Here is a 9,993-nt window from a genome sequence, read left to right on the forward strand (position 1 = left end):
CAGCAAGCACGTCAAAAAACGCCTCCTGTCCCACATGAACTCGCAAAATTACCGAGTGGGAGAGAAGGCGTTGTGTTTAGCCACAGTTAATCGACGGCTTCTGGGAGACCGTTAAGCAGGCCAATTCGTGCAGTTGCCCGCTTTTAGCAGTCTGGGAGACCGTTAAGCAGGCCAATTTGGGCAGCTACCTGCTTTTAACGGTCAGGGAGGCCGTTAAGCAGGCCAATTCGTGCAGTTGCCCGCTTTTAGCAGTCTGGGAGACCGTTAAGCAGGCCCATTGGGTCAGCTGGCCGCTTTTAACGGTCAGGGAGGCCGTTACTGGGCGGCTTCGACCGATTTTGAAGCCTGACCTTTACTATTTCCTTCGGTCAATATACAACAAAAAAGGCGTGCCAAATTGTTTGTCAATTTGCACGCCTTTTTGCATATTCATTTCATTAGTGTATTAAGAAATAAACTCCTGGACCCAGACGCCATTGTAATAAGCGACGCCGATCGTCGTGAAGTTGGCGCTCAGAATGTTCGCGCGGTGGCCCGAGCTGTTCATCCAGGCGTTCATGACCTCTTGCGGAGTGCGTTGGCCTTTGGCGATATTTTCTCCCGCATAGCGATAATTGATACCGTATTGCTTCATCATATCGAACGGCGAGCCGTAAGTCGGCGAGTTGTGGTCGAAGTAACCGTTGTTGTACATATCCTTCGCTTTGTCCAGCGCCATCTTCGTCAAGGTGGCGTTCGTGGCGGCCAGCGGGCTCAGGCCCGCTTTCGCGCGTTCCTGGTTAACGAGGGTGACGACCTGTGTCGCGAACGTCGAGTCTGTCGCCTCTGTGCCGGTATTGCCCGTATTGCCGCCTGTGCTGCCGTTGTTGCCCGTGTTGGGCGTCGACGGTTTGGAAGGCTGGGACGGTTGGCTTGGCTGGCTCGGTTGACTCGGCTTCGTTGTCTGTCCGCTTCCCGAGTTCCCGCCGGTGGACGGATTGGATACGACCGGGTATTGGCCTTGCATGATTTGCTGAAGCAGGGAATTAAGATCTATTCCGAACCGGCCGGCGATTTGCGTCAGCTGGTCTTGCGTGATGACGTTGCCTGCAGGGGCTGCGGATGCCGCTCCGGCTCCTACGGGAACGGAAATCGCGAGCGCCAACGTACCGAGCATCAGAGATTTTTTCAAACCTTTAGCGTTGAACTTCTTCATGAAACCTGATTCCTCCTTGGCTTGGAATATCTCAAAGTCTATCAGCTCGATTTCGCGAAAACATGCCATAAAATCTGCCAACGGACGCTGCGAAGAACGCCAAAAGCCGATGCGCCAAGGCATCGGAATCTTAAATAATATTATTCTCATAAACCCGGCAAGCAGGGAATTACGGTGGAAAGACGAATGTATATTCGTATTGAGAACGCATTGACCGGGAGACGGGAACGGCGGGAACGATCGCAAGGAACGGGGAAAATCAAAGGATTTACCGCGCGCAGCCCCCGATCCGGTCTTTGCATGTTCGGGCGCACCCCGATATAATTAGGACAATAATGAGGAAAAGGGGTAACGCCGTGCCGTCATTGGACGAATTCGGCCGCATCCGCCTCTGGACGGCCGGCCGTCAGACGGCCGATTTCCTGACGCGTTCAGGGGTCGAGCTGGGCATCGGAGACGATGCGGCGATCGTGTCCGGATGCGGCGCGGAGCGGGAATGGCTCGTTACCGCGGACACGATGATCGAGCAAGTTCATTTCCTCGACGAGACGATGGGGGAAGCCGACGTCGGCTTCAAGGCGCTGGCCGCCAACGTCAGCGATATTGCCGCCATGGGCGGCGAGCCGAAATTCGCGCTCGTGTCCGTCTGCGTGCCTCCCGCGTGGGACGCGCAGCGGATGCGCCGGCTGTACGACGGGCTGTACGAGTGCGCCGAACGCTACGGAGTAGCCGTCATCGGAGGAGATACGACCTCCGCGCCTCAGCATCTGGTCGTATCCGTCACGCTCATCGGCACCGTCGAAGCCGGACGGGCGATTCGCCGCTCCGGTGCCAAGCCGGGGCAATCGGTGTTTCTGACCGGGCCGACGGGCTTGTCGGCCGCGGGTTTGCACGCTTTGCGGCGAATCGCCGCGGCGGAAGGCGCGGAGCGCGCCGCCTTGACCGATTGGCTCTCGCCGAGGCTGGCGCAGGCGCACCGCCGGCCCGTACCTTCGGTGAAGGCCGGGCGGATATTGGCGCTGACGGGGTGGGGCGCTTCCCTGAACGACGTCAGCGACGGCGTGGCCAGCGAAGCCTGGGAGATCGCCGAGGCTTCCGGAGTCCGGCTGCTGCTGAAGGAGAAGCTGCTTCCTTTGTCGGGGGAGCTATCCGCTTACGCAAGCGGCAACGGGCTTGACGCCGCCGACCTGGCGCTGTTCGGCGGGGAAGATTACGTGCTGCTCGGCACCGTGGATAAGAGCAGGGAGGCGCAATTGCGGGAACGGTTTCGGCCGGAGGGCATTCCGCTGTTCGTCATCGGAGAGGTCGAGGAAGGGCCGCCCGGCGTGGAATGGGAAGCGGCCGACACCGGGCTGCGCAAGCCGCTGGCCAAGCAAGGCTACAATCATTTTGCCGAAGGGGCCATGTAAATCATGCACTCGAATGGAACGGGAAACTCGTCGCACCGATACGCGCTGGACGCCGCGAGCGAGCAGGCTACGGCCGCCTTCGCCAAGGCGCTGGCCGCTCTGGCGTTTCCGGGGGCCGTGCTGGCGCTCGATGGGGATTTGGGCGCGGGCAAAACGCATTTCGCCAAAGCTTACGCGGCGGCGCTCGGCGTGCCGGACATCGTGAACAGTCCGACTTTTACGATTATTAAAGAATACGAGGGAACGAAGCTCCCTTTCTATCATATGGACGTCTATCGGCTGTCGTTGGAGGAAGCGGACGAGCTGGGGCTGGACGAATATTTTCACGGCAACGGCGTGACGCTGGTGGAGTGGGCTTCGATTATCGAGCCGATCCTGCCGCCCGAGCGCCTGCACCTTCGCCTGGAGACGACGGGCGCCGAGTCCCGGCGGATCGTCTGCCGCCCCGAAGGGGAGCGGTACGAGGCGTGGTGTGCCGAATTGGGACTTCGTCCGGCGGAAGAAGGAGGACATTCAGCATGAAAATAGACGAGGAACTGATCGGGGACAGCGGCACCGTAACGGTGCTGGCCTTCGATACGTCGACCGCCGTCTTCTCCGCGGCGCTCGTCAGGGACGGCGCGCGGATCGACTCCGTCGTCTCCTTCGCCGAGCGCAATCATTCGGTGCGCATTCTGTCGGAGATCAAGGAGCTGCTGGAGCGCAACGGGATGACGGGCGAGCAGGTCGACGCCATCGTCGTCGGGCAGGGTCCCGGCTCCTATACGGGCGTGCGGATTGCGGTTACGGCGGCGAAGACGCTCGCCTGGGCGTGGAACAAGCCGCTGATCGGCGTATCCACGCTCGAGGCGCTCGCTCTCGGCGCCTGGCGCAAGCTGCGCGAGGAGAACGAGGATCTGGCGGCCGACCTGGACATCTGGATCGTGCCGATACTGGATGCGCGGAGGGGGCAGGTGTATACGTCCCGTTACGCGACAGATCATTCGGGCGGCTGGCGGACGGTCGATGCCGACGCCATCCGGTTGATCGCCGATTGGGCGGCGCAGATCGAGGACGAGGGGACCGAGGATTCGGAGGTCGCGGCGATCTGGTTTGTCGGGGACGTTGCGACCCATCGGTCCGCGATCGAAGAGGCGGAGCAGTCGGGCACCTGGCTGCGGATGCTCGCCTGGGACATGGACGCGACCGCGCTGGGCATGCTGGGAGAGCTGCGCTTCCGTCTGGGAGAACGGCGTGACGTTCATTCGTTCGTCCCGAACTATACGCAATTGGCCGAAGCGGAAGCGAAGCTGCTGGCGGCATCGCGGGGAGAGTGACGAGATGGAATACCGCCTGATGAATATGGACGACATTGCCGCGATCGTGGAGATCGAGCAGGAAGTGTTTACGGCGCCGTGGACCGCCGAAGCGTTCCGCAACGAGCTGACGAACAATCTGTTCGCCAAATACATGGTGCTGGAGCTGGACGGCGACGTTGCCGGATACGGCGGGATGTGGCTGATTATCGACGAGGCGCACGTGACCAACATTGCGCTGAGGACCAAATATCAAGGACAGGGCCATGGCAAGGCGCTGCTGCGCGAGCTGATGAAGACGGCCCGATACCTCGGCGCCCGGCGCATGACGCTGGAGGTGCGCGTGTCCAACGACATCGCCCAATCCCTCTATCGGAAAATGGGCTTCGTTCCGTCCGGCGTGCGCCCGAATTACTACTCGGACAATATGGAGGACGCGCTCATTATGTGGGCGGAGCTGACTCCCGAAAATATAGGAGAATCGGAGACGGCCGGAGCGTTGGAAGGGGGAGAGGCATGAACGGGCAATCCAACGATGCGGCTTCCCGGAACGGCGGCCTGCTGCTGGCGATCGAGACAAGCTGCGACGAGACGTCCGTCGCCGTCGTGCGGGGCGGCCGCGAGGTGCTGTCGAACGTCGTCTCCAGTCAGATCGACACGCATCGGAAGTTTGGCGGCGTCGTGCCGGAGATCGCTTCGCGCAAGCACGTGGAGACGATGACGATCATTCTAGAGGAAGCGGTGCGGGAGGCCGACGTCCGCCTGGAGGACATCGACGCGGTGGCGGTGACGCAGGGCCCCGGCTTGATCGGCGCGCTGCTCGTGGGCGTCGTCGCGGCGAAGAGCCTGGCGCTGGCGCTGGACGTGCCGCTGATCGGGACGCATCATATCGCGGGACATATTTACGCCAATTCTCTGATCGGCGATATTCTCTATCCGTCCGTCGCGCTGGTCGTCTCCGGCGGGCATACGGAGATCGTGCTGCTGGAGGAGGAAGGGAAATTCCGCATCGTCGGCAGGACGCGCGACGACGCGGTCGGGGAAGCCTACGACAAAGTCGCCAGAGCGCTGCAATTCCCGTATCCGGGAGGGCCGCATGTGGACAAGCTGGCCCAGGAGGCGACGGAGGAGGTCGCGCTGCCGCGCTCGTGGCTGGAGCCGGACTCGTACGACTTCAGCTTCAGCGGACTGAAATCCGCCGTGCTGGCGGAGATCAACCGCTCGCGGATGAAAGGCGAAACGCCGGACTTCTCGGCGCTTGCCCGAGGGTTCCAGCAATCGGTCATCGACGTCGTCACCGGCAAAGCGATTCGCGCGGCCAAGGAATTCGGCGCCCGGCAGATGATGCTGTGCGGCGGGGTGGCCGCCAACCGCGGCCTGCGGGAGAGGTTGGCCGCGCTGTGCGAGGAAGCGGGCGTGCCGCTGCTCGTCCCGCCGAACAAGCTGTGCACGGACAACGCCGCGATGATCGCCGCCGCCGCCGATTTGAAATGGCGGCGCGGACAGTTCTCGTCGCTCGATCTGAAAGCGGAGGCGGTCATGTCCCTGGAGGACTGGTCGGTTTAATTTCGTCGTCTTCGGCAATCGCTCTTCCTCATCTCGGGAGGACGATTGCCCGGGACGGCGTTTTTTCTTTTGTCGGGGGGAACGGCGTCAGGAACGGTCCGAATTGGCGCGCTGGGCGGCGAGCTGCCGGAGAGCGGGGGCGCGGAGTTTGCGCGGAAGGGCGGGAAGTTGACGGTGAGAACGGTTGTCAATTACGATAAGGTTCTAATCGGCTAAAGAGCGGGGGAATGCTGAATGTCTGTCAATCCGAACGAGTTGAAGAGCGCCGCAGACGGTCTCCGGGGCCCAGGGGATAGATGGGACAGCCATTGGTTTAAGCTGGTGCGCGCCGAGAAGGTCGTCTTCAACGGGGATAACCGGGAATTCCGGAAAAATCTCATCGAGCGGCATCGGCTTGTCGTATGCGTCGACGATGCCTGCCGAATCGTCGTGGACGGCGTAAGGACCGCCGTCGCGCAAGGCTCGGTGGTCGTCTGCGGGCCGGGGCAATGGATTGAGGCGGGCGGACCTTCGAAAGCGGAACAGACGATGTATTTTCTCGACTATGAAACGGGCTGCTGGGATAGAGAAGCGACGGGATCAAGCACGAACGGGAACGGGGAAAAAGAGTCCGGAGCGAGGGAGTATCGTCTAGCCTCCGGCGTTCGGCTGGCAGAGACGATTCATCGGTGCTGGGAACGGCCCGGACCGGCCGAACGGATGCGCGCCCAGGCGGTATTCCACGAATTGCTGGCGGGAGTCGCGGAGAAACGGGAACGTTCCGATACGGAGGCGCCCGATCTCGTCAAGGAGGAAATCGATCGCCGCTACGGCGAGGAGCTGTCGATCGATACCTTGGCGGATCTGTCGGGGGTCAGCCGCTACCATCTGATGCGAAGCTTCAAGGAGCGTTACGGCAGAAGCATCATCGAATATATGACGGAAGTAAGGCTCATGCAGGCGAAGCGGCTCATGTCGGAAAGCGGACTGCCGATCTCCGAAATCGCCGCCCGGGTCGGGTTCCGAAGCGAGCCTTACTTTCGGACGGTTTTCCGGAAGGAGGTCGGGATCACGCCTGGCGCCTATCTTCGCAACCGGAAGCGCAAAGTCGCGGCGTACAGCTGGCCCGTGCTCGGCCAACTGCTGCCGCTTAATGTCGTTCCGCACGCCGCTCCGCTCGACCATTACTGGACCGACGAGTTCAGCCGCAAATACGGAGGAGACGTGAAGGTGCTGCTCGGCCATCATTACGAGTTCAACCGCGGCGCGCTGCGGCGGGCGCGTCCCGACTGCATCATCGGGCTGGACTGCACGATCTCGCCCGAAGAAGCCGAACGGCTCGGCGAAATCGCGCCCGTCCTGCTGCTCCCCTGGATGGAGGCGGATTGGCGGAGCCATTTGCGGCTCGTGGCCGATTTTCTCGGCATGGCGGAGGACGCGGGGACGTGGCTGGAACGTTACGAACGAAAGGCGGCTTCCATTCGGGAGCGAATCCCGGACTTCGTGCGGGACGACAAGGTGCTTGTGCTCAAGATTGCCGGGGACGATCTGCAAATCTGGGGACACAAGGCGATGACCGTGCTGTACGACGATCTCGGACTGGCGCCGGCCTTGCTGGCGCAAAGCGTCGACTGGTACGAGCCGGTCGAGCTCGGGCGCTTGTCCGAGTGCGACGCCGGACGGTTCGTCGTCAGCGTGAACGACGATGCGCGGTCTCAGGCACTCTGGGAAAAGCTGCAAGCCGACAAGCGCTGGAGCGGGCTGAGACCGGTGCGCGCGGGGGCCGTGCATTTCCTGCAGGGCCACCCGGCCTGGGTGTATCCGTGGCTCGAAAATTCCGCGCTGCATCAGGAGCGTCTGCTTGACCGCATTCCGCCTCTATTTTTGTGCGCCGATTCATAAACATTCCGCACCATCGTGGATATACAGACGAGCTCCCGCTCCGTTATACTCGATTTTGGTGATAATGATTCTCAATATCGGGAGGCGCAGTTATGCAGCATCAAAGATTAACCGACAACTATACGGGAAAAGGTCTGCGGCAACGCCGCTTTAACGCCGCCGCGCTGCTCATCGCCGCTCTGACGTTGGCGCTGGCGCTTGGCGGCTGTACGAGCAACGGAAGCAACAACGAATCTTCGGGAGCTTCGACCCCTCCCGCCGAACAGGCTTCCCAACCGGCGTCCGCCGAGACGGAAAAAGAGCCGGAGCCGGTAAAGATCAAGCACGATTACGGAGAAACGACGGTTCCGGCCGCTCCGGCGCGCATCGTCTCGATCGGAATGGAGGACATGCTGTTATCGCTCGACGTGCCTCTCGTTCAGGCCTTCAGCACGGAAGGCTATTATTTGGATGAGCAGATCAAGGAAAAGGGTATTCCAACCAACAGCTCCTTCGACATTAATCTCGAAGCGATCATAGCGGCAGAGCCCGATCTGATCATCATGAACACGTACATGACCGACGCGCAAGGCTACGAGGAGCTTAGCAAAATCGCCCCTACGATCGCTCTGATTCGGGATAACTGGCAGACCGGAATTTTGGAGATCGGCAGGGCGCTGGGCAAAGAGGAGCAAGCGAACGCCGTGCTGCAGGCCTACCAGGATAAGCTGAAGCAGGCGAAGGAGACCATCGTGCAAGCCGTCGGAAACGACAAAACGGTAGCCTTCATTCGTCCGTCGACGAAGCAGGTGGAGTTGGATTTTCCGGGATATGCGTGGACTTCGGCGCTCTATAGCGATCTGGGGCTGCTGCCGGACCCGGAGGTGCTGGAAATTCAGAAGAACAGCACGGACGATTGGGGCGGCACGATGCTGTCCCTGGAGAAGCTTCCGGATTTGACCGCCGACTATTTGTTTATGGATTACGGCGCCTCGATGGCCGCGGAAGCGGATTTCCAGAACGATGTCGCCGCCGCGGCCGAAGTGGAGAAGCTGAATGTGTGGAAGGCGATTCCGGCCGTCAAGAAAGGGCAAACGTATAAGGTGTCCGCCCGTCATTGGGCGCTTAACGGTCCGATCGCCGACGGGAAGAAAATCGACGATGTCGTTCAGGCGTTGACCGGAGCGAAATAAGCTTTCTGCGATCGAAGAATGGGGCTGTCCCTGCTGAGGGGACGGTCCCTTCGTCGCATTGGCTTGATTCCGCGGGAACCGGCGCCGCGTTCATGGGCCACTGGCTGCGCCGAATCCGGATTATCTCATGAAAAGCTTGCCAGATGATGTCCGTTCGTGGTATGATCTAACTCGTGTCTACGACAGACGCCTACTATGTGTGGAGCCGTGGTGTAGAGGCCTAACATGCCTGCCTGTCACGCAGGAGACCGCGGGTTCGAATCCCGTCGGCTCCGCCATGATTTGCCTTTCATAATTCAACGAGCATGGAGCAGAGCGAAGCTGCTCTTTTTTTGCATCCTGTCGAGGAGCGTGAAGCTATGGCCCGTCGCGGAAGATTCGCCCCTACGCCCTCCGGGCTGCTGCATATCGGCAACGCGTTCGCCGCCGCGGCCGCATGGCTGCAGATGAGGCAGTCCGGCGGCGAAATCGCGCTGCGAATGGAGGATATCGACAAAGCCCGCGCCAGACCCGCTTTCGCCGAACAGATTCTGGACGACCTTCGTTGGCTCGGCCTCGATTGGGACGAAGGGCCGCGGGAAGGCGGTCCGCATGCGCCGTACGTCCAAAGCCGGCGCGAGGCGATGTACGAAGAGGCGCTGGAGCAGCTGAAGGAAGAGGGGCGGCTGTACCCGTGCTATTGCAGCAGGAGCGACCTGGCGTCGCTGGCCAGCGCGCCTCACGGATTGGCGAGCGAAGGCGCCGCGTACCCCGGATTTTGCCGCGGGTTGACCGCCGAGGAGCGGAAGATCAAGGCAGCGGACAAAACCCCCTCGCAGCGCTTCGTGATGCCCGAGGGCGCCATCGCCTTCGAGGACGGCTGGCTGGGGCCGCAGCTGTTCGAGGGCGCCGCTCTCGGCGATTTTGTCGTCAAGCGCGCGGACGGGATGTTCAGCTACCAATTGGCCGTAACGGTGGACGACGCCACGATGGGCATTACGGATGTGCTGCGCGGAGCCGACCTGCTCGACTCCACGCCGAGACAGCTTGCGCTGTACCGCGCATTGGGCTTGAAAGCTCCGGAGTTCGCGCATCTTCCGCTGCTGGCCGACGCGGACGGCGTTCGCCTGTCCAAGCGCGACAAGTCGCTGACGCTGGCTTCGCTGAGGGAAGGCGGCGTCGCGCCCGAGCGTCTGCTGGGCTTGCTGGCGGCCATGGCGGGCTGGATCGATCGTCCCGAGCCGGTCGAGCTCCGGGAGCTGGTTCCATTGTTCGCGCCGGTTCGCGGCCAACGGCTGGTATTCGGGAAAGATTTGCGGAGTTGGTTGTTCAAGCAGTAAGGCCAGAGGCCATCGCGTATGGAGTTATGCGCGGTGGCTTTTTTTAACGATAGCGCGCCTAGCCAAGTTAGGCACAACTAGCCGGTGTAAGTCCGGTCGAGGTAAGAGCCAAGTCGCCTCGTAGCTGGCGGGCAACTGGTGGAGAAACCCTAAGGT

Annotated in this window: 10 protein-coding genes and 1 tRNA gene; 10 read left to right on the forward strand and 1 reads right to left on the reverse strand. The window is 61.4% G+C overall.

All coding sequences use genetic code 11. From position 1 onward, the window contains the following. Positions 1 to 445: 445 nt before the first annotated feature. Positions 446 to 1,195 (reverse strand): CAP domain-containing protein, encoded by a 750-nt coding sequence (locus ACFFT4_RS26735; protein ID WP_378052092.1) that lies wholly within the window; start codon positions 1,193 to 1,195, stop codon positions 446 to 448. A 356-nt stretch (positions 1,196 to 1,551) separates the two neighbouring features. On the opposite strand from ACFFT4_RS26735, the gene thiL reads away from it, so the two are divergent. From thiL to gluQRS, 10 genes are all read left to right on the forward strand, one after another. Next, positions 1,552 to 2,604, forward strand: a complete 1,053-nt coding sequence (gene thiL / locus ACFFT4_RS26740; RefSeq protein ID WP_378052094.1) for a thiamine-phosphate kinase — start codon at positions 1,552 to 1,554, stop codon at positions 2,602 to 2,604. A gap of 3 nt (positions 2,605 to 2,607) precedes the next feature. Further along, a complete protein-coding gene (gene tsaE, locus ACFFT4_RS26745; protein WP_378052095.1) occupies positions 2,608 to 3,126 on the forward strand; it encodes a tRNA (adenosine(37)-N6)-threonylcarbamoyltransferase complex ATPase subunit type 1 TsaE in 519 nt (172 codons plus the stop codon). Then, complete coding sequence (tsaB, locus tag ACFFT4_RS26750; protein WP_378052096.1) at positions 3,123 to 3,920, forward strand: tRNA (adenosine(37)-N6)-threonylcarbamoyltransferase complex dimerization subunit type 1 TsaB; 798 nt, start codon at positions 3,123 to 3,125, stop codon at positions 3,918 to 3,920. Before tsaE ends, tsaB begins: the two co-directional genes overlap by 4 nt. Positions 3,921 to 3,924: 4 nt before the next feature. Then, the gene (gene rimI, locus ACFFT4_RS26755; protein ID WP_378052098.1) at positions 3,925 to 4,419 is read left to right on the forward strand and encodes a ribosomal protein S18-alanine N-acetyltransferase; all 495 of its coding nucleotides are present in this window, start codon (positions 3,925 to 3,927) and stop codon (positions 4,417 to 4,419) included. Continuing rightward, complete coding sequence (gene tsaD / locus ACFFT4_RS26760) at positions 4,416 to 5,465, forward strand: tRNA (adenosine(37)-N6)-threonylcarbamoyltransferase complex transferase subunit TsaD (protein ID WP_378052099.1); 1,050 nt, start codon at positions 4,416 to 4,418, stop codon at positions 5,463 to 5,465. Before rimI ends, tsaD begins: the two co-directional genes overlap by 4 nt. A gap of 45 nt (positions 5,466 to 5,510) precedes the next feature. Then, positions 5,511 to 5,681 (forward strand): hypothetical protein, encoded by a 171-nt coding sequence (locus ACFFT4_RS26765; protein WP_378052100.1) that lies wholly within the window; start codon positions 5,511 to 5,513, stop codon positions 5,679 to 5,681. A gap of 18 nt (positions 5,682 to 5,699) precedes the next feature. Next, positions 5,700 to 7,346, forward strand: a complete 1,647-nt coding sequence (locus ACFFT4_RS26770; RefSeq protein ID WP_378052102.1) for a helix-turn-helix domain-containing protein — start codon at positions 5,700 to 5,702, stop codon at positions 7,344 to 7,346. 92 nt (positions 7,347 to 7,438) lie between these two features. Then, positions 7,439 to 8,518, forward strand: coding sequence for an ABC transporter substrate-binding protein (locus ACFFT4_RS26775; protein ID WP_378052103.1), 1,080 nt, complete (start codon positions 7,439 to 7,441; stop codon positions 8,516 to 8,518). Between the two features lie 201 nt (positions 8,519 to 8,719). Further along, a tRNA-Asp gene (locus tag ACFFT4_RS26780) sits at positions 8,720 to 8,796 on the forward strand. An 81-nt stretch (positions 8,797 to 8,877) separates the two neighbouring features. After that, the gene (gluQRS, locus tag ACFFT4_RS26785; RefSeq protein WP_378052105.1) at positions 8,878 to 9,837 is read left to right on the forward strand and encodes a tRNA glutamyl-Q(34) synthetase GluQRS; all 960 of its coding nucleotides are present in this window, start codon (positions 8,878 to 8,880) and stop codon (positions 9,835 to 9,837) included. Positions 9,838 to 9,993 lie beyond the last annotated feature (156 nt).

This window comes from Cohnella cellulosilytica (assembly GCF_042431195.1).
In the GTDB taxonomy this organism is placed as follows: domain Bacteria; phylum Bacillota; class Bacilli; order Paenibacillales; family Paenibacillaceae; genus Cohnella; species Cohnella cellulosilytica.

Bases quoted from the DNA above. Each gene is read 5' to 3' on its own strand.
- tsaE (WP_378052095.1), top strand. From the start codon at position 2,608: ATGCACTCGAATGGAACGGGAAACTCGTCGCACCGATACGCGCTGGAC.
- gluQRS (WP_378052105.1), top strand. From the start codon at position 8,878: ATGGCCCGTCGCGGAAGATTCGCCCCTACGCCCTCCGGGCTGCTGCAT.
- tsaB (WP_378052096.1), top strand. From the start codon at position 3,123: ATGAAAATAGACGAGGAACTGATCGGGGACAGCGGCACCGTAACGGTG.
- ACFFT4_RS26775 (WP_378052103.1), top strand. From the start codon at position 7,439: ATGCAGCATCAAAGATTAACCGACAACTATACGGGAAAAGGTCTGCGG.
- ACFFT4_RS26770 (WP_378052102.1), top strand. From the start codon at position 5,700: ATGTCTGTCAATCCGAACGAGTTGAAGAGCGCCGCAGACGGTCTCCGG.
- ACFFT4_RS26735 (WP_378052092.1), bottom strand. From the start codon at position 1,195: ATGAAGAAGTTCAACGCTAAAGGTTTGAAAAAATCTCTGATGCTCGGT.
- rimI (WP_378052098.1), top strand. From the start codon at position 3,925: ATGGAATACCGCCTGATGAATATGGACGACATTGCCGCGATCGTGGAG.
- tsaD (WP_378052099.1), top strand. From the start codon at position 4,416: ATGAACGGGCAATCCAACGATGCGGCTTCCCGGAACGGCGGCCTGCTG.